The 25,745-nt window shown below is 51.7% G+C and carries 35 protein-coding genes; 11 read left to right on the top strand and 24 right to left on the bottom strand.

From position 1 onward, the window contains the following. Positions 1–44: 44 nt before the first annotated feature. The 7 genes from BR04_RS13255 to BR04_RS13225 all read right to left on the bottom strand — a co-directional run bounded on the left by BR04_RS13255 (position 45) and on the right by BR04_RS13225 (position 9,243). The gene (locus BR04_RS13255; RefSeq protein WP_496356499.1) at positions 45–2,324 is read right to left on the bottom strand and encodes a LuxQ periplasmic sensor domain-containing protein; all 2,280 of its coding nucleotides are present in this window, start codon (positions 2,322–2,324) and stop codon (positions 45–47) included. Further along, entirely contained in the window at positions 2,321–3,499 is a 1,179-nt protein-coding gene (locus tag BR04_RS13250; protein ID WP_496356498.1) for a substrate-binding domain-containing protein, read from the bottom strand. The genes BR04_RS13255 and BR04_RS13250 overlap by 4 nt, the downstream gene beginning before the upstream one ends. Before the next feature lie 22 nt (positions 3,500–3,521). Continuing rightward, positions 3,522–4,430 carry a phospholipase A gene (locus tag BR04_RS13245; RefSeq protein ID WP_496356497.1) on the bottom strand — a complete coding sequence of 303 codons (909 nt, stop codon included), beginning with the start codon at positions 4,428–4,430 and terminating at the stop codon, positions 3,522–3,524. Between the two features lie 37 nt (positions 4,431–4,467). Then, complete coding sequence (locus BR04_RS13240; RefSeq protein WP_496356496.1) at positions 4,468–5,625, bottom strand: response regulator; 1,158 nt, start codon at positions 5,623–5,625, stop codon at positions 4,468–4,470. Between the two features lie 10 nt (positions 5,626–5,635). Then, the gene (locus tag BR04_RS13235; protein WP_496356495.1) at positions 5,636–7,462 is read right to left on the bottom strand and encodes a sensor histidine kinase; all 1,827 of its coding nucleotides are present in this window, start codon (positions 7,460–7,462) and stop codon (positions 5,636–5,638) included. Between the two features lie 9 nt (positions 7,463–7,471). Next, a complete protein-coding gene (locus BR04_RS13230) occupies positions 7,472–8,740 on the bottom strand; it encodes an ABC transporter substrate-binding protein (RefSeq protein WP_496356494.1) in 1,269 nt (422 codons plus the stop codon). Between the two features lie 290 nt (positions 8,741–9,030). Next, complete coding sequence (locus tag BR04_RS13225) at positions 9,031–9,243, bottom strand: hypothetical protein (RefSeq protein ID WP_496356493.1); 213 nt, start codon at positions 9,241–9,243, stop codon at positions 9,031–9,033. A 382-nt stretch (positions 9,244–9,625) separates the two neighbouring features. Between BR04_RS13225 and BR04_RS13220 the strand changes: the two genes are divergently transcribed. Next, on the top strand, positions 9,626–10,003 hold the full coding sequence (locus BR04_RS13220) for a type II toxin-antitoxin system prevent-host-death family antitoxin (protein ID WP_496356492.1): 378 nt from the start codon (positions 9,626–9,628) through the stop codon (positions 10,001–10,003). A gap of 734 nt (positions 10,004–10,737) precedes the next feature. Here the strand turns inward: BR04_RS13220 and BR04_RS13215 are convergent. Beyond that, complete coding sequence (locus tag BR04_RS13215; protein WP_496356491.1) at positions 10,738–11,085, bottom strand: hypothetical protein; 348 nt, start codon at positions 11,083–11,085, stop codon at positions 10,738–10,740. A 302-nt stretch (positions 11,086–11,387) separates the two neighbouring features. Between BR04_RS13215 and BR04_RS13210 the strand changes: the two genes are divergently transcribed. The 3 genes from BR04_RS13210 (at position 11,388) to BR04_RS13200 (ending at position 13,337) form a co-directional block, all read left to right on the top strand. Continuing rightward, positions 11,388–12,443: an extracellular catalytic domain type 2 short-chain-length polyhydroxyalkanoate depolymerase gene (locus BR04_RS13210; protein WP_496356490.1), complete on the top strand. Its 1,056-nt coding sequence runs from the start codon at positions 11,388–11,390 to the stop codon at positions 12,441–12,443. Positions 12,444–12,464: 21 nt separating this feature from the next. Further along, positions 12,465–12,923, top strand: a complete 459-nt coding sequence (locus tag BR04_RS13205; protein WP_496356489.1) for a hypothetical protein — start codon at positions 12,465–12,467, stop codon at positions 12,921–12,923. A gap of 108 nt (positions 12,924–13,031) precedes the next feature. Further along, complete coding sequence (locus BR04_RS13200) at positions 13,032–13,337, top strand: hypothetical protein (protein ID WP_496356488.1); 306 nt, start codon at positions 13,032–13,034, stop codon at positions 13,335–13,337. A gap of 175 nt (positions 13,338–13,512) precedes the next feature. Here the strand turns inward: BR04_RS13200 and BR04_RS13195 are convergent, their stop codons facing one another. Both BR04_RS13195 and BR04_RS13190 read right to left on the bottom strand, forming a co-directional pair. Continuing rightward, on the bottom strand, positions 13,513–13,641 hold the full coding sequence (locus tag BR04_RS13195; RefSeq protein WP_496356487.1) for a hypothetical protein: 129 nt from the start codon (positions 13,639–13,641) through the stop codon (positions 13,513–13,515). Position 13,642: 1 nt separating this feature from the next. Continuing rightward, positions 13,643–13,825 carry a hypothetical protein gene (locus BR04_RS13190; RefSeq protein ID WP_496356486.1) on the bottom strand — a complete coding sequence of 61 codons (183 nt, stop codon included), beginning with the start codon at positions 13,823–13,825 and terminating at the stop codon, positions 13,643–13,645. 114 nt (positions 13,826–13,939) lie between these two features. Between BR04_RS13190 and BR04_RS13185 the strand changes: the two genes are divergently transcribed. Then, the gene (locus BR04_RS13185) at positions 13,940–14,155 is read left to right on the top strand and encodes a hypothetical protein (RefSeq protein ID WP_496356485.1); all 216 of its coding nucleotides are present in this window, start codon (positions 13,940–13,942) and stop codon (positions 14,153–14,155) included. Positions 14,156–14,271: 116 nt separating this feature from the next. On the opposite strand, the gene BR04_RS13180 is transcribed toward BR04_RS13185, so the two are convergent. Next, positions 14,272–14,421, bottom strand: coding sequence for a hypothetical protein (locus tag BR04_RS13180; RefSeq protein ID WP_496356484.1), 150 nt, complete (start codon positions 14,419–14,421; stop codon positions 14,272–14,274). On the opposite strand from BR04_RS13180, the gene BR04_RS13175 reads away from it, so the two are divergent. From BR04_RS13175 to BR04_RS13165, 3 genes are all read left to right on the top strand, one after another. Next, positions 14,412–14,558, top strand: a complete 147-nt coding sequence (locus BR04_RS13175; RefSeq protein ID WP_496356483.1) for a hypothetical protein — start codon at positions 14,412–14,414, stop codon at positions 14,556–14,558. The genes BR04_RS13180 and BR04_RS13175 overlap by 10 nt on opposite strands. Positions 14,559–14,708: 150 nt before the next feature. Then, positions 14,709–15,215 carry a GNAT family N-acetyltransferase gene (locus BR04_RS13170; RefSeq protein WP_496356482.1) on the top strand — a complete coding sequence of 169 codons (507 nt, stop codon included), beginning with the start codon at positions 14,709–14,711 and terminating at the stop codon, positions 15,213–15,215. A gap of 51 nt (positions 15,216–15,266) precedes the next feature. Continuing rightward, the gene (locus BR04_RS13165; RefSeq protein ID WP_496356481.1) at positions 15,267–15,674 is read left to right on the top strand and encodes a GNAT family N-acetyltransferase; all 408 of its coding nucleotides are present in this window, start codon (positions 15,267–15,269) and stop codon (positions 15,672–15,674) included. Between the two features lie 2 nt (positions 15,675–15,676). Here the strand turns inward: BR04_RS13165 and BR04_RS13160 are convergent, their stop codons facing one another. The 9 genes from BR04_RS13160 to BR04_RS13120 all read right to left on the bottom strand — a co-directional run bounded on the left by BR04_RS13160 (position 15,677) and on the right by BR04_RS13120 (position 20,654). Next, positions 15,677–15,964, bottom strand: a complete 288-nt coding sequence (locus BR04_RS13160; protein WP_496356480.1) for a phage holin family protein — start codon at positions 15,962–15,964, stop codon at positions 15,677–15,679. After that, positions 15,939–16,529 carry a Clp protease/crotonase-like domain-containing protein gene (locus tag BR04_RS13155; RefSeq protein ID WP_496356479.1) on the bottom strand — a complete coding sequence of 197 codons (591 nt, stop codon included), beginning with the start codon at positions 16,527–16,529 and terminating at the stop codon, positions 15,939–15,941. The genes BR04_RS13160 and BR04_RS13155 overlap by 26 nt, the downstream gene beginning before the upstream one ends. Before the next feature lie 137 nt (positions 16,530–16,666). Next, entirely contained in the window at positions 16,667–17,314 is a 648-nt protein-coding gene (locus BR04_RS13150) for an RloB family protein (protein WP_496356478.1), read from the bottom strand. After that, positions 17,314–18,579, bottom strand: coding sequence for an AAA family ATPase (locus BR04_RS13145; protein ID WP_496356477.1), 1,266 nt, complete (start codon positions 18,577–18,579; stop codon positions 17,314–17,316). The genes BR04_RS13150 and BR04_RS13145 overlap by 1 nt, the downstream gene beginning before the upstream one ends. Before the next feature lie 163 nt (positions 18,580–18,742). Then, a complete protein-coding gene (locus BR04_RS13140; RefSeq protein WP_496356476.1) occupies positions 18,743–19,165 on the bottom strand; it encodes a hypothetical protein in 423 nt (140 codons plus the stop codon). Continuing rightward, the gene (locus BR04_RS13135; RefSeq protein WP_496356475.1) at positions 19,166–19,621 is read right to left on the bottom strand and encodes a type II toxin-antitoxin system HicB family antitoxin; all 456 of its coding nucleotides are present in this window, start codon (positions 19,619–19,621) and stop codon (positions 19,166–19,168) included. It lies immediately after the preceding gene. Continuing rightward, positions 19,605–19,868 (bottom strand): type II toxin-antitoxin system HicA family toxin, encoded by a 264-nt coding sequence (locus BR04_RS13130; RefSeq protein ID WP_496356474.1) that lies wholly within the window; start codon positions 19,866–19,868, stop codon positions 19,605–19,607. Before BR04_RS13130 ends, BR04_RS13135 begins: the two co-directional genes overlap by 17 nt. Before the next feature lie 171 nt (positions 19,869–20,039). Beyond that, the gene (locus BR04_RS13125) at positions 20,040–20,219 is read right to left on the bottom strand and encodes a hypothetical protein (protein ID WP_496356473.1); all 180 of its coding nucleotides are present in this window, start codon (positions 20,217–20,219) and stop codon (positions 20,040–20,042) included. Further along, on the bottom strand, positions 20,220–20,654 hold the full coding sequence (locus tag BR04_RS13120) for a BRO-N domain-containing protein (RefSeq protein WP_496356472.1): 435 nt from the start codon (positions 20,652–20,654) through the stop codon (positions 20,220–20,222). A 618-nt stretch (positions 20,655–21,272) separates the two neighbouring features. Here BR04_RS13120 and BR04_RS13115 point away from each other — a divergent pair. The 3 genes from BR04_RS13115 to BR04_RS13105 are packed head-to-tail and all read left to right on the top strand — an operon-like array spanning position 21,273 to position 23,126. After that, positions 21,273–22,112, top strand: coding sequence for an HNH endonuclease (locus BR04_RS13115; protein ID WP_496356471.1), 840 nt, complete (start codon positions 21,273–21,275; stop codon positions 22,110–22,112). Between the two features lie 25 nt (positions 22,113–22,137). Continuing rightward, on the top strand, positions 22,138–22,845 hold the full coding sequence (locus BR04_RS13110; RefSeq protein WP_496356470.1) for an AbiU2 domain-containing protein: 708 nt from the start codon (positions 22,138–22,140) through the stop codon (positions 22,843–22,845). A gap of 35 nt (positions 22,846–22,880) precedes the next feature. Further along, positions 22,881–23,126, top strand: a complete 246-nt coding sequence (locus BR04_RS13105) for a hypothetical protein (protein ID WP_496356469.1) — start codon at positions 22,881–22,883, stop codon at positions 23,124–23,126. Here the strand turns inward: BR04_RS13105 and BR04_RS13100 are convergent. From BR04_RS13100 to BR04_RS13085, 4 genes are all read right to left on the bottom strand, one after another. Then, entirely contained in the window at positions 23,047–23,241 is a 195-nt protein-coding gene (locus BR04_RS13100) for a hypothetical protein (protein WP_496356525.1), read from the bottom strand. The genes BR04_RS13105 and BR04_RS13100 overlap by 80 nt on opposite strands. 41 nt (positions 23,242–23,282) lie before the next feature. Then, complete coding sequence (locus BR04_RS13095) at positions 23,283–24,608, bottom strand: terminase gpA endonuclease subunit (protein ID WP_496356468.1); 1,326 nt, start codon at positions 24,606–24,608, stop codon at positions 23,283–23,285. Next, positions 24,535–25,395, bottom strand: coding sequence for a tyrosine-type recombinase/integrase (locus BR04_RS13090; protein ID WP_496356467.1), 861 nt, complete (start codon positions 25,393–25,395; stop codon positions 24,535–24,537). Before BR04_RS13090 ends, BR04_RS13095 begins: the two co-directional genes overlap by 74 nt. A gap of 71 nt (positions 25,396–25,466) precedes the next feature. Then, the coding region (locus BR04_RS13085) for a transposase (protein WP_496356466.1) at positions 25,467–25,745 on the bottom strand (279 nt) is incomplete at its 5' end.

Raw genomic sequence — 25,745 nt, 5'->3', positions numbered from 1 at the left:
CTGCATCTGTTTTCCGGCTGTGTATCTTCCCTTTCATGGAAGTCTCAGGAGGGAGCCTTAAGGGGCAGGCGGATGTCAAAGCAACTGCCCTTTTCCATTCTTTCATGCAGCAGAATCTGTCCACCCAGAAGGTCCTGCACCAGATTGAAAACAATGTGCAGTCCCAGTCCGGAACCACCCTGACCGAGGCGGGTGGTAAAGAAGGGGTCAAAGATCCGGTTTCTGTTTTCTTCGGGGATGCCGCAGCCATTGTCTTTCACCTGAAGGAGAATTCCGTTTTCCTCCTTGCGCCCACGGATGGTGATCAGCCCTGCTTCTCCGGGGTCAAAGGCATGAACCAGCGCATTGGAAATGAGGTTCATCAGGATCTGGCCCAGGGGGCCGGGATAGCTGTCCATGGCAATGCCCGATGGGATATCTATACTAAGGCTATGGGGGGTTCTGCGGATACTGGGTGCCATGGTCAGACGGATTTCTTCCACCACTTCCTTCAGATCAAAGGTTCGGCGCTGGTAGCTGGATTGATCCACAGCCACCTGTTTGAAGCTGCTCACAAGATCCACCGCTTTGTCCAGGTTGCGGTTGAGCAGGGTACCCGCTTCCTCCACCGTTTCCAGGAAATTATCAAGATCCGCCCGTGTCAGCCCCTTTTCCATCTTCCGGGTGAAGTGAGACTGGGCATCCATGAGAGTACTGGATACGGTGACGGCGTTACCAATGGGCGTGTTCAGTTCATGGGCGATGCCTGCCACAAGGGCCCCCAGGGCGGAAAGTTTTTCCGAACGCAGCAGCTTGTCCTGGGTTCTTTTCAGATTTTCCAGGGCGGCATGAAGATCCCGGGTGCGCTCTTCCACACGCATTTCCAGAGAAAGGTTGAGCTGGGCCAGACGGCTGCGTTCTTCAGCCAGGGCCAGTTCCGCCTTTTTTCTGTCCGTGATGTCCACACCGGAAACCAGAATCTGGCGTTTGCCCCCGATTTCCATGGGAGTTGCTGTCACGAGAACGGTGAGGTTCTGGCCATTGGCCATTTTCTGATGGGCTTCAAAACGATCTTCAATACCGGAAAAGGCAAATCGCAAAGCCATGAGCAGACGCTCCCGGTCTTCGACGCGCTGCCACCAGGGCGTTTCCACCAGGAATTTTCCTGTGACATCTTCAGCCTTCATCCCCATGGCATCCAGGGCACGCTGGTTGACAAGTTCCACAACTCCATAGGGAGAGACGAGGCCTGCCTGAAAATACCCGTGGTCAAAGATCAGGCGGAAACGGGCTTCATTTTTCCGGATTTCCCGAACCAGGGCATTGAAGGCCTCCACCAGCGTATTGAGTTCATCATAGCCTTGTCCTCCCGGTATTTCAAGCCAGCCGTCCTTTTGATGCGCAAGGGTCTGTACCTGACGGGAAAGGAGGTTCAGAGGGGCCGCGACCTGCCTCAGGAGAAGAAAGAGAAGCAGGAGCAGGGACAGCGCCATGCTGCCGCCAAAGGTGAAAAGGATACGTGCGGTATTGCCTGTCTGGCTGCTTCGGGAAGAAATGGCAAGAATAATGGAAAGGCCTGTACTGCTGCCTTCCAGGGGGCGTCGGGCATAGTGAAGTGCCGGATCGTTCTGCGTCAGGGGTGACCAGGGGAGGGCATCCTCCCTGGCTGTCAGGAGAATGTTGTCATTCCAGACCAGAGCAAGGCCCTGGAGTCCGGCATTCCGCCGCCACTCATGGATCAGGACGGGGTTTTCCGTCAGACGGACACCGCCCCTGAGAAAGGCCGCCACCCTGCCGGTGACCGGATCAAGAAGGTGCAGGGTATAGATGAGATAATGATAGGTTTTTTCCGCTTCCTTCAGGGTCACCATGACCCATTCCCGGTGGGAAAAGGCAGAGGTTTCCTGGATGGCGGCATCTCTGGCTTCCTGAAAGAGATCCATGCTCACATCCACCCAGCGGGAATTCTGGGGTCTGGAAATGAAAAGCAGTTCCAGAAAACCGCTGGTATCCTGGCGTCGGGCGGAGAGCAGAAGGGATTCGGCCGTAAGGGCATCGGATTCCTTCAGGGCTTTAAGCAGGCCGGGATGCAGGCTGAGATCCAGCAGTCTGTCTTCTATCAGACGGCGCTGCAGATCCATGAAATGGCTGACCATCTGGGCACTCTGGTCAAAGGTGCGTTCCCGTTCCAGCAGTTCATTTTTTTTCCCCAGCGCAATGGCAAGATACAGATTTAAGGAACCGGTAATGACAAGAATCAGTCCCACCAGCAGAAGAATTCTGTAGGAAATACCGGAAAGATGGAAAAAGGCAGCAGATTTTGAAAGCGGGTTCGGGATTTTCATTCAGAGCCTCCTGGAATTCCGGAGTAGCGGAAGGCCTGACGGGTCAGGGCCTTAATGCTTTCGGGGGACGCAGAGGCCTCCACAAGGTGCATGGCTCCGGAATAAATGCGGGGTACCTGATGTCCGAACCCCTGGATATCCAGGGCAATGGCTTCGGCCATGGCGACACCGTTGTCATCGTTCATGCGCATGAGGGTAAAATCAAGATCCCCCCGCTTAAGGGCTTCAAGCTCCGCCTTGCCCCCTCCCCAGCCGTTCAGGACAATGCGGTCTTTCATGTTTTTTTTTCGCAGGGCATCGGCGGCTCCCAGGGCAATATCCGTTGTGGTGGCATAGATGTGGGTGAGATCCGGGTGTCTTTCCAGGGCGTCAAGGCTGGCAATACGGGCGCGTTCCCTGTCAATTCCCGTATAAAAGACATCCTTGAGCCTCAGTCCCTGTTTTTCGGCAAGGCGGATAAAAAAATCGCCCCGAACGGCACTGAGATATCCTTCTTCCGGGTTGAGGATCACATAACTCTTCCGGGGAGGGCTGCCTATGTGTTCTGCAAGGATACGGGTGCCTTCCATATGGTCAAAGCCTACATAGAAAAAGGGCTGGCAGCCGTCCCAGCGGCGCAGGGGGGTGGTGATGTTCTGTAACAGAATCCGGGGTTTTGAGCGCGACAGAAGACGATCCAGTATTTTGTGATGCTCCGGGGAGGCCAGGGTGCAGACCAGATAATCCACGTCCTGCTGTATCGCTTCCCGGATCTGATCCATGTCTTCAAGGGAGACGTAGGGGGTATTGCTCCGGCGCAGCCAGAGGTGGAGAATATGGTGGATTTTCAGTTCCTGAAGGCGTTTCTGGAAGGCCGTCACACTTCTTGCCCAGTAGTCGGAGTTTTCAAAGCCCGGATAAATGATGGCAATGCGTACCGGAGACCGGATGTCATGGGAAAGAGGGTGGGGATTGGCCGCCTCCTGTACCCGTTTGGAAAAAACCTTCAGTTTTCTTCTTTCTCCGGGATGTTTGTCCATGAAGGCGTTCATGGTCCAATGGTCAGAGAGCCTGTCCGCAGAAAGGGAAAAAGCAGGGGACAGCAGAAAAAAGACCATAAAGATCCAGAATATTCCCACAGCCTTGTGTCCGTTCAGGGGGCTTCCAGAACATCTGACAAAACCGGAAGGTTCCATGGGGGGCCTTTCTTCAGTCGTTTCAGAGCCAGTCTGTCAAGAGGATGCCCATGCCGATGCGGTTGACAGAGCTGTTGTAGTCCAGCAGGCTTTCTCCGTATCCGTTGAAATACTGCACATAGAGCTTGAGACGATCGTGCAGCAGAAAGGTCCAGTCTGCCTGAAAGGCTCCTTTGTTGCCATTTCCCCGGAGATTGTTGCGGAACATAAGGGAAAAACTCTGATCGTTGCGGAGTTTCCAGACAAGGCGCAGATCGCCGTACCCCATGAAGTGATGGATATCGGGATTGTCGTCTCCGTCGGGATCTTCCGCATATTTTTTCCTGGCTTCCGGAATACGGTACCAGGGACGGATGGAAAAGGCCAGACGATCCCCATAACTCCAGAGGCTGCTCAGAAGGATGCGATTCCAGCTTCTGGATTTCAGACCGCTTTGCCCGTTGGACTGGTGATTGAGGGCCAGCACCACCTGGGAAAGCTGCAATCTGCCAAAATCTTTGTCGAGGTCATAGGAAAGCAGGAATTCCGGTTCATGGTTGGTTTCCCGAAAGGGGCTGGAGGCATCTTTATTATAGGCCTGCCACCAGGATCGGTTGGTGTAGGCAAAGGCGAGATTCCCCCGATTCTGCCAGAAATTCCTGAAAAGATAGGTTTTGATGCTGAGCTGAAAATGAACCTCAGCCTCTTCCACATCCGTTCCCGGTGCTGCAAAGGCTTCGTTGGGAGAACTGTTCCAGGTGATGGGAAGCAGGTAATTGGTTTTATGGGGCACCATGGCAAAGGGATTGGTGGCACTGCTGTTTTCCAGCCTTCTGCGTTCTTCCAGAGCTGTTTGCTTTTCCTGGGGGTCTGAGGGAGAACCGGCATTCGAAGACCAGGGCATGGCACAGAAAAGAAGACAGAACAGGAGCAGGAAGGATGAAGATCTCATGTGCAAAGTTCCATTCAGGGGGTTTTGGGTTATGGCGTCAGGCTTGTGTCGGACTGTCGGATAGTATGGGAAAAAAAAGACGGAAGAGGCTTCCGGCTCCGGGGGTACTGACAACGGCAATACTGCCCTGATGGGCACGCACCATCCCCAGAACGGCGGGAAGACCCATTCCCCGGCCCAGCAGGTTGGTGGAAAAAAAAGGGTCAAATATTTTTTCAATATCCCTGGGCTGAATGCCGCAGCCCCTGTCCTGTATTTCCACACAGGCGTATGTTGCTGCCGTATCCGGTTTGAAATCCAGGGGGAAACGGTGGTTTCTGGGAAGGGCGGTGGCACTGACACGGTCAAGCCCCAGAACAATATGTCCCTTTTCTCCGGAAGCTTCCAGGGCGTTCAGAAAAAGTTCCTGGAGAATCTGTCGTATTTTCTGGCAGTCTCCCTGAATCAGGGGGCCTTCAGGAGGCAGGTGACTTTCAAGGCGGATCTCTTTTTCAGGAGGGATGCTCATTTCTGCAAGGGCAGCACGACAGCAGGATGCCAGATCCATCCGTTCTTTGGAGACGGGGTTTTTACCCGTATAGGTGAGGATAAGGCCGCTCAGTCGGGCAGCCTCATCGGCAGATTGCATGGCGGTTTCAATGGAACGGATGGTCAGGGGCTGTCCGCAGGCGTGGATTTTTGCCATTTCGAGATTTCCGAGAATGGCATGGAGATGGTTGTTGAATTTGTGAGCAATGGCGGCGGACATGCGGAGCAGGCCTTCTGCCTTGAAGAGCTGGCGGTTCAGGGCCTCGCTTTCCTTCAGTCTCTCCTTGGCCTGGATGAGGGCCAGATGGGTGCGGATGCGGGCCAGTACTTCGGCTTCATGGAAGGGTTTGGTGATGTAATCCACAGCACCTGCGGAAAAAGCCTTCAGCTTTTCTTCCAAAGCATCCAGGGCACTGATGAAGATGAGGGGGATGTCCTGGGTCTGGATTTCTCCCCTGATGGCCGCACAGACTTCGAAACCATCCATTTCCGGCATCATGATATCCATAAGGATGAGGGCCGGAGGCCGGGCAGCAATGACTTTCAGCGCCATGGAGCCGCTGTTCACGGGCCTTGCTTCATATCCACCTGCCTTGAGAATCCCCGAAAGAACCCGTAGGTTGTCCGTGTTGTCATCCACAATGAGAATATCCCTTGGCAGTGCCATACGTTTCCTTTCACGTCAGAGGACTGGATTCCAGAAGCAGGAGCATGGGTTCATAGGCAAAGGTACTGGCCAGAGTCTCCAGTTCGCTGGCCAGAGCAGGGTCATGATGGGTTACCTCAAGGATAAAGTTCTGAATGCGTTCAATTTCCGCCTTGTGGATGGCTTCCGTAAGATTTTCCATGAGGTTCCGGGGAATGGGTCTTCCCGTGGATGCCCTGAATCCGCGATCCGGAGGACGGACAGGAAAGGGGCCCGGTATGGAAGGTGGAAAGTCCATTTGTCGCACTGTATCCGGAATCAGGGGCAGGGAAAAGGAAAAGATGCTGCCTTTGCCCATTTCACTGTGAACGTCCAGTTTTCCCTTCATGAGGGAGATAAGATTTTTACAGATGGAAAGCCCCAGCCCTGCGCCACCTTCCTTCCGGGTTCCCACACGGTTGAAGGGTTGAAAAAGACCGGGGAGTTCTTCTTTCGGAATGCCGCTTCCCGTATCCTGAACCGTAAAGCGGACGAAAAGAGGCGTGTTTTCCGGAAAAGGCTGAATATACAGGCCAATATTCCCAGAGGATGTGTATTTGAAGGCATTTTCCATGAGATTGATCAACACCTGGCGCAATCTCAGACCATCCACAGTGATGTGAGGGGGAAGACCAGGGGAAATCCGGGTTTCCAGCGAAAGTCCTTTGGTTTCGATCCGGGGACGGAACATGGTTTGTATATCGTTGATGAGACTGACAAGATCTGTTTTCTTTTCGTCAAGATAGACCCTTCCCGTTTCCAGGCCGACGGTGGTCAGAACCTGATTGATCAGATTCAGCAGGTGTTCTCCATTGCGGAGGATGGCGGCAAGCTGTTGCTGCTGTTCGGAAGCCAGTTGGGAATTTTTGGCCACAAGACGGGAAAAACCGATGATGGCGTTGAGGGGGGTTCGGAATTCATGGCTCATGCTGGCCAGGAAAAGTCCTTTGGCCCTGCTGGCGGCTTCGGCGGTTTCCTTTGCCAGGAAAAGCTCCTGCATTTTTTCATGCAGGGCTTCGTGCATGGCTTTGAGATTGTCCGATGTACGGTTGATGGCCCGGCAGATCTCTGCCAGTTCGTCTTTTCCATGGTCTGGAATTTTTTCAGGAAACTCTCCCTTTCCCATTTCGGTCATGGCCTGTCTCCAGGTGTCGAGATAACGGCTGAGTTTGCCGAGAAAAAGGATAAGCAGAAGACAGACAAAGAGGGAGATTGAGAAACTTACCAGCACAATGGAACGTATGGTGCTCTGGATTCGGGCTTCTGTTTCTTCTTTCACCATGGCGATGAGTTCGGAAAGTTTGCCCTCAAACTCCGAGGACAGGTAGAGGCTTGCGGCATCCACGCTTTTTTTTGCCTTTTGTACGGCATAGCTTCTGGACTGAAGAGCCTGATAGAGGAGTCCATCCCGGGATACCGGTGGATTTTGAAAAAGAAAGGCAATATCCGTATCTGCCCGCTCCATCCATTGTCGTGTTTTTTCCCAGAAAGCCATGAGGCTTCGGGGAGTGGCCCTTTGGGCTTCGGTTTTCAGCAGACTCTGGAGGTGAACAGACTTTTCAACCCTGTGGAGTTTTTCGTTTAATTTTTTATCCGCACTGCGCCATGCTGCAAAACTGTGATCCAGGGTCTCGGAAATCAGCAACTCCACGGTGAGACGTCTTAAATCCATGAGAGCTTCCATGGCAGCATCACACTCTGTTCTGGCCTGATGCAGGCCATGGGTTTTAAAGATAAAAAAGGCAGACAGTCCGGATATGAGCATGAACCCGGACATGACAATACCAAGAACCATTAGCAGACGGAATTTGAGTTTCATGCATAAGGCCTATTCGTCGGGCTGAATGGAGGGCAGGTGGCTCAGGTTTTCCAGGGTTACCTCCAGGCTGTCCGGGTGGAGTATGAAACGGGAAAGAATCTCCGTTACCGGCTGGAGCAGGTGTCCCGGTGCCGCTTCCCAGAACCGGGGCAGCATACGGATATTCCCGTTTTCCATATGGATGAGCAGGGCCTTTCTGAACTCCGGAAGGTGGCTTGTGTCAATGTCCTGGTTGGCGGAAAAGGTTTCAAGGGATCGGGAAAAGAGCAGGCTGCCTTCAGATCCCATCCACCAGTCCGCAAGGTGTTCCGCCCTTTCCCGTTCCGGCGCATGGGCTGCGATGAAGAGCGCTCCCGTTTCCATCATCAGGTTTTTTTGGGTCAGAGGGTTGTGGGAGGGTAACAGAAACACACCAATCTCCTTTTCTTCCACCCCCTGATCCATGAGAATGGCCGAGGGGTACCAGGAGCCGCAAAGTACCATGGCAAAGGCCTCTTCCCGCCACAGGTGGCCGCCGTTGGTGAACATACGGGTGGAAGGCGGAGTGAAATATTCTTTTTGCAGCATATCCTGCCAGAGGGACATGATCTTTTCGATTCTGGGATCGCTGTAGCATTCTTTCTCATGACAGAGCTGCATATAAAATTCAGGATCCTCATTCATGAGAAGCTGGGAAAACCAGATGGTGGCATACCAGGACAGTTGCAGGGAGGAGAGAAGGGGAGGAATCCCTTCCTTTTTCAGGATCTCACAGATTTCGATAAAGGCTTCCCAGCTTTGGGGTGGACGGAGGTTCAGGCGTTCAAAAATGGCCTTGTTGTACCATACGGGCCAGTATTCCACGCTGTAGGGAAAACCATAGATTCTGTCTTCTTGTGTGTAACTCAGACGTATGGCAGCGGGGTAGCTGTCCTTGTGTCTGTCCCAGAGCTGGGTCAGATCCTGCACCAGTCCTTTTTCCACCAGATCCGCCACCCTGCTGCCTGACCACCAGGTAAACAGGGCCGGAGCCTTCTGTGTGGGCAGGTTGGCCCCCATCTGGCTGATAAAAAGATCTGTGGTCTGGGAAGAAACGGGAATAAAAATCTGACCCGTCGCCATTTTGGCTCCGCTTGCCTGGTTTTCAAAGGCTTTTTGAAATCTGGGAAGGCTACCTTTATCATGGGCCAGGATCAGGGGGGATTCCTTTTTTTCCTTAACCGGTGTTTGAAAAAAGAAAAGAGAAGCCCCAAAGAAGATGAAGAGAAGAGTGGCGGGGATGAGCATATGTTTCATCATGGACGCCTCTTGGACAACGCATTTTTCCATGGAAAAGGATCGGGCGGAGGACTGAAACAAAGCAGGGGGTAGCTTCTGAAAGCTAACCCCCCTGGATGTGATTGTCTCTTGCGGAAGTGCATGGCATCAGAATTTTTTTGTAGGATACTGTTTGTATTTTTAATAAAACAAGCTTTTCATTACGGCCACAGCATGACCACTTTTTTGAGAACTTGTCACCTCTGCGTCTGTTTTAACCCTGCCACAAGGTTTACCCAGTGTATCCGGACTCACATAAAAAAGAAAAGCCTTTATTCTTCCTCTTCATCCCTCCCCACCATTTTCCTCTCCCTCTCCACCACCAGATCCTTTTTCTTCTCCCTGGCCCTTTCCCATCCCCTCTGCTCCAGAATGCTTTCCCAGTCCGCAGAGCCGCCGCGCACCTCGGCAATGGCTTCCCCAAGGGTCATGATGTTGCTGTTCATGGCATCGATGATGGCAGAAATCTCCTTTGCCGGATCCACATGCCCGCGCCGGGGCGGTATCCAGCGGCAGTGGGTGTACAGCCTCCTTGCCGCTCACCAGCCACTGCTGGTAGAGGCCAAAGAGGTTCCAGGCTTCCAGCAGGGCGGCCCGTCTCCTGATATTCCTCGCCCCTCTGGGCCATCTCGTTTTTATCCAGAAACTGTTCCGCCATTTCATTGGGATAGGGCGTTTCGATCCACACGGGAAAGGAGGCCGTCACAATGGCGCCCACCACCACCTGTTCAGCAAAAAAGGAGATCCTTTTATATGTCTCTTTTTCCCAGTCCTTTCCAACTCCATTGTAATCTGTTTTTTTCGGCTTTATAGTAAGACCAGTCTTAAAGGCCTTTAAGTGGTCTTATTTTTCATAAGGAGACAGCCATGGAAACCCTTCCTGCACCATTTTCCGTCAGTATCTCAGAACTCAAAAGAAATCCAGGGACATTGATCCAGAAGGCCGACGGCAATCCTTTGACCATACTGAACCGCAACAAGCCCGCAGCCTGTCTTGTTCCTGCGGCAACCTGTGAAGCCCTGCTGGAAAAGCTCGAAGATCATGAGCTGGGTCAATCCTCCTTAAGCGCAGGGCTGAGAGGAATCAGGCTGTCGAGGTCTTCATTGATGACCTATAATCTCAAATTTCTCCCGATTGCGCTGAAGCAGTGGAAAAAACCTGATTCATGGAGATCCTGGCTGCTGTCCCCGCACGTCAGCGCGAAAGGCGCGGATTTGGATAATCCGGAGACTTCATGGCCATGACGGGGATTCAATGGCTACTGTTCATATGGCTTAGCGGGTGGCTTGTCTGCTCATTCGCATACATCTCTTCATCTGTGTTTAAAGGAAAACGGACTGCAACGCAGTGGCGCGAGCATATCGTCTGGTCTTGCATTTTTCTCTTTGTTCTCACATGGCCCATCGTTTGCATGGTCTATATATGGTTCATAGTCTGGGGTAAAAGGGGGCAGTAACGGAAAAAGGGTCTGATCCAATTCCCGGAACACACGAAAGGATAAAAAGAGATGGTACTTTTCAGGATGTATAAAAAAGTATTGTGGGGCGTTGTGGCCGGATGGATTTTCATCATGGTGTTTGCTTCTTCCGGGGCCAGGGCGGACGGATCCACCTGCTTTTGCAGATGTCTCGGAACCATTGGGGATCCTACGAAGTGTATGATATTTTGCAATGGGGGGGGAGGAGATTGCTCCTGGTTATTTCCCCCCGACCCTGATCCGCAAGATAAGACCCGGTGCGACACCTATTTTAACAGATGTATTCATCAGGCAGACCACGACCCTGATGTTGAGCGCATGTGTCATGAAGCCCGGGATCGGTGCAAGAAATAAGGGGCAGCCTCCTTCCCCATCAACTGAAATCCCTCATCGTCACAAAAAACTGCAACAGGCTCCGGACTTTCATGGGCAGAAAATTCAGCCCGTGCTGTCTTCTTTCCGGAGGCGGAGCATGGAGCTAAAAGGGGTCAGACACCTTTACTAAGAATAGAAGCAAAAAGCCCCGCACCGGAACCGATGCAGGGGCTTTTTTATGGAATCAGGAAAGGCTTGCTTCCCGCCGCCCTGACTCCTGAGGGACTGGAGAAAGGTTTCGTGGTGGACTTCCGGGTTCAGCACACAGACCGTCCGGAGTACTTTGTTCGTGGGCACCACCAGATTCTGGTGAAGCTGGTTCAGGGAGCTTAAGTGTGCCAGCATACCATTCATCTTCCGGACAAGGTGCTGTGCAAGGAGAATCAGACCCTCATCGCCATGGGTTATGGTCACGGGAGCGGCAGCGCCGTAGCGGCCTGTTTTACGGATGGCGGGGAGAGCTTCCGGGGTCACCCAGTTGGTGAAGTCTTCGGCGGAGGCTTAGCCCGGTGCTACGGCCCTGATCGTAAAGCATGATTTTTGAAAAAAGATAATGTATAACCGGCTAATATTTATTGCAAATATTGGAAGCTTGACTTTTTGGCGAAAACATGGCATTCAACAAAATGAATTTTTCCATAATTTGTGCAGTTTGAATTTAACTACTTGAATTTATTTGATGTGGCAAAATCATGCACTCAATAAAATCAACAGGTTATTTTTCAACTGTGTAACTCCCATATTCTCAACTTTACTCATAGGGAATGGATACTAAAATGATCGAAGACGGAAAGCTCCGCAAATACGATGTCCAGCGAGGCCGGAGTTCGATTTCCGGTCTCTCGTCCGGAGCCTTCATGACGGTGCAGATGCATGTGGCGCATTCGGCAAGTTTCGCTGGCGCGGGAATCATCGCTGGTGGCCCCTACCGATGCGCCGAGTCCTATCGGGCTGCGGCAATGGGGAAGGAAGATTCCAACGTGCTGAATTCTCTTTTTATCTGCATGAGTCCCCTGATTCCTGAGACCACGCCCAAAGCAGACCAGCTCGTCCAGCTTGCTGTCAAAACGGCCAAAGATGGCAAAATCGATCCGGTTGAGAACCTTGCCGATGACCGGCTTTATATCTTTACGGGCAGCAGGGACAAGGTCGTGTTTTCGGATGTGGTTTTGCGAACCAGGCAATTTTATGAACTGCTCGGTGTTCAACAAAAGAATATCTCCTATCGCGATGACGTGCCCGCAGGACACTCAATCATTACGGATAACCCGGAAGACTTACCTCTGGAGTCCAATCAGCCGCCATATATCAATCAGGGTGGTTTCATGCAGTCCTATGATATCCTGCGCCATATCTACCCCGATTTAAAACCTCCTGCAAAGAAACTGAGCGGATCCATCGTCCGGTTTGACCAAAGAGAATTTTTCAATCACGAAGAGCGCGCCAGCATGAGCCGCTTCGGGTATGCATATATTCCCCAGTCGGTGGAAAAAGACGGGGTTCCTGCCAGGGTTCACATTGCCCTTCACGGCTGTAAGCAGGGGTATAACTACATACAGTATACCAACGGGAAGGCGGATGTTCAGAACTGTCCGCCCTATGGCAACCGGTATTTTACCACCACGGGTTACAATCATATTGCAGACACGAATGATATCATCGTTCTTTACCCTCAGGCCGAAGGCAGGGATGATGAAGAAACACAGAATCCGGAAGGTTGTTGGGACTGGTGGGGCTATTCGTGCCTGAATCCCGAACAGCCGGACTACTACACAAAAAATGCTATTCAAATAAAGGCGATTCACTCAATGCTGGAATGCCTGGGTGGATGACGAAGAAAGGGAGGTGTAACCATGAGCAGTCAGCAGGCATTGCAGACAAAACACAAGGCAGCGGACATTCCCGCGTATCCGCCATACGTGCTGCGGATCAACAAAGCAGTGGATATGTTCCAGAAACAGGTAAGCTCCATGATTACCAGCAATGTTAACGAAGCTGTCCTGTTTTCAACTTGTTTTGACAATGAGATATTTCAAGAACGTTTGCAGTTCCAGCAGGCAGTTTTCAACCGCATCCTTGAGAATCAAAAAAGCTGGTTCACGGAAAATGCTGCAATCATGCAAGAATATAAGGAGATGAAAAGAGCAAACACTCTCTCCAAGTACGTTGAGCAAGAGTGCAATATCATAGGTCAATGGAGTGCCTTGATTACCCAGCAGGCTGCAAACTGGACAGAAATGGTGGAGAACATCCAGACGGATTACGAATACTGGGTCTCGCAGAAGAAACAAGCCGGGGCTAAGGTTGTATGAAAATCCGGCTGTCGCAGTTTCTGCAATGTGGAGTCCAGATACCACTTAAAAACGGGGCGATTCCGAGAAGCCTCATCATCGGGTTCAATCAAACTCAGGAGAAACACGATGGCATTACTTTCTGGAACAACTTGGAATGCTACAGGCGAGAAGATGGGCACTCAAACATGGAAATTTAATACGGACGGAACTGTTACGACTACATATCCTAACAGCCAGGTGTCTACCGGTTATTTTGCAGAGTTGCCCGACGGTGCGTTTGTTATTCAATATCCAAAATCATCAACCAACCCGAACATAAATAACGTTTTCACGGGTACACACAAAGCCGGAGCAGGTGTGGGTGACTGGTTACACTACGAGGGGAATGGCAATCAGTCTGTTTTATTGCCATTTAGTATGGTAAAAGCGTAACAGATAAGGACAGACCGTGGTTCGTTCTTTACACGATCTGTCCTTGTTTGTTACGCAGAAAAGGGGACAGACCCCTTAATGTTTCCATTTCCAAATGGAAGAGGGGCTGGTGGGGGGGGGGAGGGGATCACCGCAATTCTCCGGCAGGGCAGCACCCAGAGCACCGTATTCTTGCTCACAGTGTTTTTCGCCCCTGTCCCGAAGACCGTGCCATGGCGTCAAAACTGGAGTTTTTCGCAGAGTTCCGGAAGCACCGCTCCGTGCCGCCGTCAATGGTCGCCCGCGCCCATCGCTGCAAGGCCATTTTATCCTCCCTGCCTCAGGTCAAAGCCCATGTTTTTAAGCTGGAACATGACCCCTTCCGTTACGGTGATATTCTCCCCAAAGGCAATATGCCCGATGATCCTGCTGTCTCCGGGGACGGATTCATTGAACTGCATGATCATGGCCCCCGCAGCAGGGCCGAGGCTCCCCCCTGAGCCGTTCACACCGCATCCTGCCAGGAGATGGTGGCTATCGAAATTGATTTGCAGCGCCCATGAGCCTCAAAACAGCTCCGCGCTGCATCATGGAAGATCAGGAAGCAGGAGAAGGAGGCCCCGGTGGGACAGCATAAAAGCGTTATGGAAATAACCGGGCTGGATGAAGAGATTCTCTCTCCGGAAACCTTCATCCGCCTGTCTCCGGAACAGCGGCGGAACATCCTGAAGGCAACTCCCCTTGTGAGGCCCATCGGAACAACGGCTCTGGGGGATTCCGACTTTGCGGCCATTCATGTGAAATGGAAAACTCCAAAGTACAAGGTTTTTTTTGAATGAAAAGCAAAGGAACGCCTGCCCCGGTGCAGAACCGGCCCTTTTTTCCTCCTGTATCAGACAGAAAAGCCCCCGCACCGGAAAGATGCAAGGGCTTTCTTTGTGGAATCAGAAAAGGCTTACTTTCCGCCGCCCTGACTCCGGAGGGATCGGACAAAAGCCTCGTGGTGAAGTTCCGGGTTCAGCACACAGACCGTCCGCAGGACATTGTTTACGGATACCACCATATTCTGATGAAGCTGGCTCAGGGTGCTTAAGTGTGCCAGCATACCATTATCCTCCGGACAAGGTGCTGTGCAAGGAGAATCAGACCCTCATCGCCATGGGTTATGGTCACGGGAGCGGCAGCGCCGTAGCGGCCCGTTTTGCGGATGGCAACAAAAATGGAAAAATACGGGAAATGTAACTGGCGCTTGTCAGGCTGGGGTGGGTGGGGTATGAAAAAGGTCGTTTTTAGAGGTGCAGTGAGGGGGACAGCGTAATTTTTTCAGTTTGTAAATTATACAGAATTGAAAGCAGGCCCTAAAGTTGATTCTGCTGTATGAGGACAATAAAAATGATATTTGAGCTTTTTCCTCTATGTCCAGAGGATATGCAAGTGTTTAAAAAAGATATGCAGGAAGCATTCCAAACGGGAGCTGCCTCTGAATTCTCGGATTTGGATGGTCAAATTCTACCAGAAAAGGATATTGACAGTTCTTTCTCAAAAAAGGGTGCTGCCGCATATAAAGCAGTTATTGATGGGCAGATTGTCGGTGGCGCAATTGTCGTTATTGATGATTCTACAAGACATAATCATCTCGATTTTCTATATGTAAAAAATGGTGCCCATTCTCGAGGTATTGGTAAAATGATTTGGTCTGCAATTGAGAAAAGGTATCCTGATACAAAGGCATGGGAAACGATTACTCCATATTTTGAAAAACGGAATATTCATTTTTATATTAATCGTTGTGGTTTTGCAGCTGTTGAGTTCTTCAATCATCACCATAAAGATCCAAAAATACAAGATGATATGATAGGCGGAGATTACTTCTTTCGTTTTGAAAAAATGATGGCGTAAAGGAGGCCAGATTATTTTTACGCCGCCCATTGACCATAAAAAAGAGAAAAAATGGATATTGAAATCGAAGTAAACGGTACAGTCGATGAGCTTGAAGTTATTAATTTATATCGTTTAAATCATTGGTCATCTGCTGAAAAACCAGAACTGCTTTTACCTGCATTAAGGAATTCACATACCTTGGTTACGGCTAGAATTTCAGGTGCATTGGTTGGTATTGCGAATGCCATTTCTGATGGTTACCTGGTTGTCTACTATCCGCATATGCTCGTTCATCCTGAATATCAAAGGCAGGGGGTGGGTAGAAAGATGATCGAAGCCATGCACTCTATTTACGGAAATTTTCATCAGCAAATGCTGACTGCCGACGGTGAGGCCATAGCATTTTACCAGTCCGTAGGTTTTGTTCGTGCAGGAAAAACAGAACCTATGTGGGTGTATGCTGGAACCGAGCACTAATGCTAAAAGAAGTCAGCTCCCCCCTTTTTTTCCAGAAGACCCAGAATTTGGGCGGAGGAATACCCGCTCACACCACAGACAGCGGCCCGGAAGTTGGGGGACACGGCCTCGGCAATGAGAAGAAAGACGAGGATGCCCACAAAAGCGCTCATGAGCAGCCCGCCGAAAAACCAGCACCACGAAAAGGCTTTTGGGTTTTGCAGCATCCTCACCATCCCTCCCAGCATGGCCAGCAGAACAGCGGGTGCGACTTCCATGCAGGCTTTAAAAAGTTCTTCCGGTATCCGCACGCCGCGTCTCCTTTGTTGTCTGGCCCTCACCCCGATCCTCACCAAGAGGGCTATTTGATTCCGCATGGATCTGCAACACGCCGATGCTGCCCAGTAACGCCGTGGCCGGGGCGGCGACTTCATCGCAGACTGATGAAAGCCACAGAGCCGCAGACATGCAGGCCCCGTCCACATAGCCCACGACCCGTTTACCCGATGCGGTTTTAGCGGCAGCCATGTGATCCACCAGCTCTTTGCAGCCCTGCACCGTGCCGCCGGGGGAGTTGAAACAGAGCAGCAGGGTATGTATGCCGGGGTCTGCCATGGCGAGATCAAACTGCTGGCGCAGGCCCCTGTACCCCGTGCGAAGGGGGGCAAAGGCCCCGGCATAGCCGTAATCCGGAGACAGGATTCCCGTGACTGGCAGCAAAGCAATACCGCCGGAGCGGGTGAAAGGCTCCGGATCGGGGGCCTGGGAAAAAGAGGCAAGAGTAGGGGGACGCAGAGCCGAAGCCAGGGCATCTAAAGCCGAAGGCGCAGCGGCCCAGATTTCTGTTTTGAGAAGTTCCAGCATCTGGAAGGGCATAACGGCCTTGCCTTGGGGATAGGCGGGGAGTATAGGGCCGGGATGGGGGGCGTTTTTTACAGGGTGCTCAGATGGGCGTGGATGGGGGGCTTTTTTGCTGAATGGGGCCTGATTTTGCTTGACGGGGGGGCATCAGCCTACTTTTTCAGGTTTTGCAGATACTCCACAAGCAGATGCACCTCCGTAAAGGTTTCCCAGCTTTGGGACTGTTCACAAAGGGCCAGCACTTCCCTGGCGTTTTTCATGGCCTGGGGCAGGCGGTCTTTCAGGTGGGAACAGGCATCCCCACGGCCCTTGGCATAGTCCGGATACAGGCGCGGTTTTCTGAGGGCGGCAATGACATTTTCGCAGACGGAGCCGCTTCCCTTTGTATCAAAATTCCTTGTGGTTTTTTCAAAATGCAGCAGCAGCCAGAATTCAAAACAGGGCGCTGAAACAATGGCCCGGATTTTCGGAAGTTTTTTCCCCTTCAGCCTGTCCAGAGCAGGCTGGTAGCTTCCGTGCCGGTCTTTATCGAAAACGCAAAAAACCCTGTCATAGTTTTTGTGGTGCTCAAGGCCGTAATTCACCACACGGATGGGAGCGGAACCCGAATCTCCCGTCACACGGATATTGGCGCTGCTCAGCCTCAGATCCTTCCGCATGGCCTCAAAATACGCAGGCTCCGTTTTCTCGCCTTCACAGACAATCAGCACGCTTTCGTAGGGGGCGCGTTTTGCCCTTTCCCTGGCAAGGGAGGAAAGCCGTCTTTCCTTTCTTTTATGATGCAGATCGTCCGTTCCCATCAGAACCTCACCTCGCCGATAAAGGGAATGGCCCCGTACCGGCCCTGAAGATAGCCCTTTTCCAGTGCTTCCGTATTGCGGGGTTTGAAATCGGAAAGGGGGTAGAGACGGCTGCCATTATGCCTGTCCTTTTCCATGAACCAGATCTGATCCCGCCGCATGATTTCCTGATCCAGAAGGGTGGTGTCATGGGTGGTGAAAATGAGCTGGGCATTCTCACGGTTCAGCGCCGCATTGTGAAAAAGCCCCAGAATAAACCGCAGAATATGGGGATGAAGGCTGTTGTTCAGTTCATCCACCATAAAGATACGCCCATTCTTCAGGCCATCTAACCATGGGCCTGCATAGTCGAAAAGTTTCTGGGTACCGTCCGATTCCTCTTCCAGAGGCAGCCAGACAATGGCATCGGAATTCTCCATCTGGTGGCCCAGAAAGACCCGGACAACCTTTCCTCCCGGAAAATCAGAAAGAAATTTATCCCGAAGTTCTCTGGGCATACCCGGCGGCAGGTCTTCTTTTTCCAGTTCCTTTTTTTCACACCGGATATCCCTGATGCTGAGATCCGCCGCATTCAGCAGTTCAAGGAGGGCCTGTTTATGCGCTTCATTCTGGCAGTGCTCAACGGAAAAGGCCCGGTGCATGATGGCATTGTGGGGAATGATGGAAATTTTCCGGAACCAGTGGAAAACCGGCTTCATCTGCTCATTGTTGAGCTGGATGGCGGTGGAAAGAAAAAGGGCATTGGCGCGGGTGGCCTCCTGCCAGAGCTTTCTGGTGCCTGTGAAACTGGTGCTGAATTTCCAGTCGTAAGCCAGAGCCTTTTCATTCCAGGAACGCTCAAACCAGCGCTGCGCCCTGCTCTGGGGATAGGCCAGCAGCCATTCATGCACAATCCTCTGGCGGTTCACGGCAAAGCCATATTGATAGCGCACCCCGTCCACAATAAAGATCACCTCAAATTCACCGGGCAGGCTGTCTCCGCTTTCATGGAAAAGGAAGGGAGAGGCATCGATGGCGTCTCCTTCCTGACCCTGAGCAGAATGCAGCACCATTTCCCGCATAAAGGAAAGGGCTTTGATCAGGTTACTTTTGCCGGAGGCATTTGGCCCGTAGACCACCGCAGACCGCAGAAGCCGCAGCGTTTCTTTGGAGGCAGGCGCGAAGGTATGGCTTTCCTTCAGCTCCGCTGCGGTGCTGGCTGTCATCTGGAGGTGCTGGGACTCCCAGAAGGAACGGTAGTTGGCAACATTGAATTCGATGAGCATACGGCCTCCGGGTCGGGTGAAACATAATTTAAAACTGATTTCTGCATAAAGTTTGCAGAAAATGCAATATGATTCTTTTTTTAGGACATAAAAAGCCCCCATACCGAACGATGCAGGGGCTTTTTTCATTGGAAAGGCAGTCCGGAGAAGACGCTGCGCTTTTTTAGTCTGCGGATCTTCTGTGTGCAGGCATAAATGTCCCCCTCAAAACCGTATGGGACAACATGCCGTCAATCATTTCCTTGGCCGCCACATGGGCAAAGTTCATGAAAAACCAGGAGCTTTCAGACAGGGCCTCTTCATCCATGCTGAAATCTCTTCCCAGCTCAAACCGCAGCAGAAAGCGCAGGCCAATGGTAAAGACCTCCCTTTCTGCTTCAAGGCCCTTTACCGTGGCCGTCATGGGGATGGTGAGATGCCGGACAGGGCTGTCGGTGCCTTCCTCATCCTCTGCCACCTCATCGATGACGACGGAATCGTGGGCCTCTATGGCATAGCTGTACTGGCCATCATTGTCCGGTTCCTGAAGAAGCCGGAAGGTGCTTGCCGTCAGTTCATGCCCCAGATATTTCACATGGTGCAGCATTCAGTTTGCCCTCCTTTGAAAATTCAGGACATTCTTACGGGAAGACGTCTCCCTGCCGGATCTGGAAGAAAAGGTGCTTGTCTGCTCATGTTTCCAGTGAAAATGCATGTGCAGTTCCGGCTTTTTTTCCAGCTTTTCGGCAAGGGTTTTCTTTATATAGTCGTTGAGGCTCATGCCCGAACCCTTTGCGGCAAGGGAGACCTTTTTGTGCAGCTCTTCCCCGATGCGCACGTTAAAGGTTCCGGACATGGGACGCTCCGGCTCCCTGCCAAGCATTTTGCAGGTTTCCAGATAATCCTCCACCGCTTCCTCAAAGGCATGACGCAGTGCTTCCACCGTTTCCCCCTCGTAGGTGACCAGATCATGGATGCACTCAATTTTTCCATGCAGTACATTGTCTTCATGGCTTATTTCTGAAGAGCCATAAAACCCCTTGTACTTAAAAAGACCTTTCATCGGATTCACCCATATCGGATAATTTTTCAATTACCTGATCCATTACATACATTTTCAGTTCATTGCCCGGATGTGGCTTGTGAAGACTGATGATGGTTTGTGTTTCTTTATGGACAAACTTACACTGGGAACCGCTGCCCTGAAGGATCTCAAAACCAAGGGCTTTCAGAAGGGAAACCAGTTCATCCCATGTAAAATTTCTGGGTCTGGAAAAGAGTCTTTTCAGAAGTTTTTCTTTTTTTCCCATATGCAGGAGAGACCTTTGTATTCGGTTCCACTTTTTGCAACTGTAATTCAGTTGCGGCTTATCTGGCAATGGTTTTTTACGCCCTCACCCGATGGAAAAGGGGAAAAAGATCACTCCCGGACAAGACAAAGCCCCGGCACCGAAAAAGGATGCAGGGGCTTTGTTTATGGATCAGTGCCGGGGTTTTGCTGCGGTATCATGATTCAGGAGGGACTGAAGATAGGCTTCGTGGTGGATGTCCGGGCTGAGGACGCAGAGGGTGCGGAGGGTGCGGAGGACATCGTTCACGGCAATGCCCAGATCCTGATACAGGCGGCTGAGGGCGGGCATATCCCGGAGGATGACGTTCATCTACGTCACGAGCTTGCGGGCAAGGCGGATCGGGTCTTCCCTGTCCGGGGCTTCCGTGGCAAGGGCCGGAGCCGTCACCGAGAAACGGCCTGTTTTGCGGATGGCGGGAAGCACTTCCGAGACCACCCAGTTGGTGAACTCTTCGGCGGCGGGTTTGTTGGATCGGAAGGCCAGCTTGTACAGGGCGGGTTCGTTGATGAGGATGACATCTTTTTCCGTTACGCCGGATTCCCCGTGCTGGTTTTTCTGCCTAGTAGGGAAACTCCCGACCTGGCACCATATCTCCGGGATGCTGGCAAGGGTTTTTTTGCCCATCCATGAAATTTCCAAAGCTTCGCAGACGTCCCGTGCAACAAACCAAATGGTGCCATCGGGATTGGTGATTGTCCGGACGGATTTTTCCTGAAAATCAAAACTGGCGGGAGCGTTTTCCATGGTGTACCTCCGTGAGAAAAGAAAGGGATGGAATCCGCCGCTCTGGTGCTAAACAGGGGCGGCGGAACTGTACAGGTTAGCACTACCGGTCTCACGGCTCCCGGCCCTTCCGAGGAAGGCCTGTACAGCTCCGCCATAAGGGTAAGCGAGAGCGCAAAAAATGCGCCTGCATTTCTTATATGGGGGGCGCTGAACGCCGTGGATGTTCGGGGTGCTAATCCCGACTACGGTTTTTTGCCGCAGCATGAAAACAGTACCCAGACCGGAATGGAATGTCAAGACGCTGTTGCGGATAGGGGAAAAAGGCGGAAAACTACGGAAAAAGGACGCGGGGGCTTGTCAGGATCGGATGGGTGGAGTAGAAATGAGCATTTTTTTGAGGGTGTAGTGGGCTGTATAATGTCACTTTCTGCATGTTATACGGATCTGTATAATATTTTGATGGCGCGGACGCTTCGCGCCGCGCCATCGGGGCGCCGGATACCATCCGCATGCTGCCCGGCGCTCCGCGCCGACCATCACGCGGATTCAGCAGACAAATCCTCCGGCAAGCAAGCTTGCCTACGGCTTTGCAGCTGATCCGCCGCCCCGTTATGCCGCTAAAATGGAGTCATTCAAATGAACGTCGTCGGCACCCTTGAGCAGATAAAAAGTAATATTGCTGAGTTGGAACGAGGACGGAGATCAAGTGACGAGACACAAGTGGAATACCGTGCACTGATTAAGCGCGGGACCTGCTTCTTGCCATACGAATCTCAAGCCGGGCTTTCATTCGCACCATCAAGATTTATTGGATACATCAACAACAAGTTGGCAACCCATGCAAGCAATCCAATCAGAGATGGGCGCATTACAAACGCCGCAATAAATCAGGTGCTTGGAGTTAGGCCGCATACAAACGCTACACTAGAAAAAGCGTACATTGAATTCTGTGGATCAGTTGGGGTTAATCCATCCAAGACGGGAACATTTGGCGTCGAAAGAAAATATTGGGTGACCCAAGATGTTTTCGACTATCTTGAGCGCAATGCTGAGAACGATATTTCTCGAGATCCCGACCTAACCGAGACAGAAAAAAAGCAGTTGGTAAAGGCTCGCATCGGACAGGGCTCGTTTCGTGAAAGCCTTATTGCCATGTGGGGCAAATGCTGCGTTTCTGGCTGTGACTACGTCAATATTCTTCGTGCGTCACACATCAAGCCATGGCGAGACTCTACGAACGCTGAGCGCCTCGACAAGTTTAATGGCCTTCTTCTATCACCAAACTTTGATGCTCTATTTGACAAAGGACTGATCTCTTTCACAGATGAGGGTTATGTTCTGATATCAAAATCGTTGCCAGACTCCGTCTACAAAGCGCTTGGATGCTCCAATGAGGCTAAGGCACACCTCACGTCAGCTCATGCGAAGTACATGAAATGGCACAGAGAGTATGTGTTTGTAGATGCTGCGACATAACTCAAACGATGGCGCCAGAAAAATCATGAAGAAACGAATTGAAAAAATCACTGAGTACGTGTCGATTGTGAGGAAAAAACTACTCTATGCTTTTGAACAACAGGCCTTGTTAGAAAAGTTATTGTTTGATGAAGACGTTGTTTCGAAACGAGACAATTGCTTTGGTGCTGAAGGATTAGACATCGTTAGAAATACTTTGTATGAATCACTTGCAGTAAATATTGCATCTCTCACATCCGACGCTCATGAAAAGGTTGCCAGTCTACGTTGTATCATCGGTCAAATAAGTGATAGTTCTGTCAGAAAGGAACTGCATTCAAGATTCTGTATTTTAGAAAATTATCAATATTTGGGACAAGACGGGAAGCATGATGAAGCATTGACAGAAATATTCGAAACAATTCAGGTTTCGGAAAAAATAAAATTATTTGAAGATAAATATAACGAAGTCATCAAAAATTTTGAAAATCTTCTCAATAGCAATCACTTTAAATGTCTTCAATCAGCGCGAGACAAAATGATTGCTCATAATCAAGTAAAATTAGATCATAAAGAAAGAAGAACATTCAATAACGAGGACTTCAAGTTGAAATGGAATGATACTTTGCAGTCTCTGAAGGAAGCAAAAACTATTGTTGTTAATCTCGATTTGATCGTAGCCAAAACACATTTTAAGTATGAGTCGTCTGAAAGGCACTTTAAGAAAGTTGCTAAGCATTTTTGGTTGCCATAAACTCGCGGCGTTAGCCAAATAAAGGAAAATAAAAGATGATTGAATATCCAAATTGCCCAAGATGCAATTCTACCTATACATATGATGATGGAAGTTTATATGTTTGTCCTGAGTGTAGCCATGAATGGTCAAAATCGAACATAGATACAGATGTAGAGGGTATCATAGTTAAAGATGCGCATGGTAATATTCTGTTTCCCTTCATGCAGCGCCCCGCCCAATCCTCTCCCGCCGCCATTCATCCACCAGCTGCATGTCCGACTGCCACTCCGTTCCGATGATCTGCCGGGCAGGAAATCCATGCTCCTGAATGGCAATCTTCAGCCTCGGCGCACTCATCCGCGCATAGGCACAAATTTCTTTTAAGCCCACAAGGGCCGTAGGGCTGGGTTTCATGCTGCCTCCTTTATTCTGTCCGTTGTAAAAAATTCCATGGTTCACATCCTGTCCCGCCAGCCGGGAAGTTTGCGCCCCTTCTCCGGCCTTTCCCCCTTCGGTCTCCGGGGCGGAGGCGGCGGGGCGCTTTCTTCCACCACATTCACCCGATCCTGAAGAAGGTTCACGCCGCCGCCGGGCCATTCCCAGAGGGCCTGAGCCAGGGCGATGCACTCGCAATCCAGAAAATGATTGTCTTTTCTGAGCTGCACCCAGACCTGCCGCCCGGCCTCTTCCCGAAGCTCTTCCGCTGTGATCTGGCGCAGATAGTCCGATCCTTCAGCCACGCCCTCATGGAGATAGCCCGCATGGCCACGGCCCTGAATGGCGTTTTCCAGACGCTCGAAAAAGGAGGTCTTGAGCCGGTTGGGATCCAGCAGCATGAGGCGCGCGTCGGAGCGCAGCTTCTTGCCGGATCGGGTCTGACGCAGGGGGTTGCCCAGCTTGCTGAAGGTGGGAAGGCTGGTGGATGCGCCCTTGGTCACCCAGACCTGACACCCACGGCAGAGGCCCCAGCGGCTGTCCAGCCAGAGATAGGCCTCGTCCCGCATGGTCTGGCCCGTGTCGTAGGCATTGCCGCCGGAATCTCTGGCCGCCCGCCAGATTTTCATCCGCAGGCCCGGTTCTCCGTCGATGGGCCAGCTCCGCTCATAGAGAAGATGATCCAGATCCGCCTCGTCCGGCGAGAATCCGCTTTCCACCAGCCAGGAGTTGAAGTGCCTGTCCCAGCCGCGCACCATCCAGAAATAGCCCCCGTGCTGCTGATCGATACCGCAGGTGAGGGCCACGGCTTCATTGGCCACCATGCCGGGGGCAAGGGTGCAGCGGGCCTTGAGGGCTTCGGCCTCGGAGGTGGATTCTAAAACAATCTTCCAGGGTTCGGCGGCATAGTTGTTCCAGAAATCCCTTAAGGCGGATTTGCTGGTAAGCCCCCGGAGAAAGGAGGCCGCGCATTCCGAAAGGGTCACAAAGAGGGAATTCCATCCGGGAAAATGCACGCCCACACGGCTGGGGCGGGAAGATTGCAGGGCTGCGGCTATGGAAAGGCCCTTATCCCGTGAGCGCCATCTGCCGTGGCGCACGGCCATGTCCCGCTTTTCATCGTCCCAGTGGGAGGGGCAGTGGCTGCACTCGTACCATGCCAGATGCTGGGATTCCACCCGGGAGGCGTCCGCAGCGCTGCCTTCGGGCCATCGGATGCGGCTGAAGGCCATCTTCTGCTCCCTGCCGCAGTCCGGGCAGCGAACCTGCCAGTCAAAGATCAGCTCCGCCTCCTCTTCCATAAACTTCCAGATGGGGCCGTTCTCCGTGGTGGGGGTGGAGAGCATGAAGATCTTCGCCCGCTCCACAAGGGGCCCTTGCCGGATCAATTTCGGCCCAGCGCATATGCCGCAGTTCTCCAGGCCTGCAAAAAAGCATAGGCAAAAGCCGAAGGGCGGCCTTGATCACCGGACTCCCGGTGTAGCCGTCCATGGCCCGAAGCAGCGCACCCAGCTCCACCGGCTCCAGGATCGCTACAAAATGCTCAACCTTCCGGACAGGCAGCAGACCCCGGAGATCCTGCGTGGGGTCTCTCTCCGCCATGCCCTGTCCCACACAGTACCGGAACACCTGTCCCATCAGATTTTTAACCCTCTGGGCCGTGACAAGAAAACCAGCATCACAGATGACCTGAAGCCGGGCCAGAATCATGGGCGCAGTAATCTGGTCGGGCCGTTTTCCTTTGAAATATGGGTACGCATGCTTTTCCAGCAGCAGACGGTTTCTCTCCTGATGGCTCTCTCTCACCTCACGCCCATGGACATTGGCCAGCCACCTGGAGGCGATGGCCTCAAAGGTTTTTTCCTCTTCGGTTCGGGTTTCTTCCTTGGGGTTTTTGCCGTCGGCAATCAGTCTCCTGAGAGACAAGGCCCTGTCTCTGGCAGCCCTTATGCCCAGCCCAGGATATTCCCCCAACCTCATATCCTGCTGTTTTTTTTGAAACGAGTATCGGAAAAACCATATCTTTTTCCCGGATGGTTCCACCGCTAGGAAGAGGCCGTCCCCATCCCGGAGGGTGATTCGTTTTTCTGATGGTACGGCTGCATCGATTTTTGAATTATTTAAAAATCCCATGATGACAGTCCTTTGTACAATTAGTGACGGAGCATCCCACATGCCATTTCGTCACTATCTAGGGCGTGTCATCAGTTAAGCCATATGACGGAAGCTGCCAAGTGTATGGCACCCAAAAAAACGACGGCCCGCTTATCGTATCGAGTAGCAATGGCGCGGTATTGCTTGAGTCTGGCAAAAAAGTTTTCAATCAGGGCGCGTTCTTTGTACAATTTCTTGTCATATAAGCGCTTATCCGTGCGACTTCGTTTAGGAGGAATCACGGCTTCCACATCTGCTTTCTCCAGAACATCCAGGACTCGCCGGGCCGCGTCATATGCCTTGTCGGCCAGAAAAGCCTTGATCCGGTC

The organism is Desulfobotulus sapovorans DSM 2055 (assembly GCF_059569355.1).
This window is presented reverse-complemented; position numbering and strand designations above follow the sequence as displayed.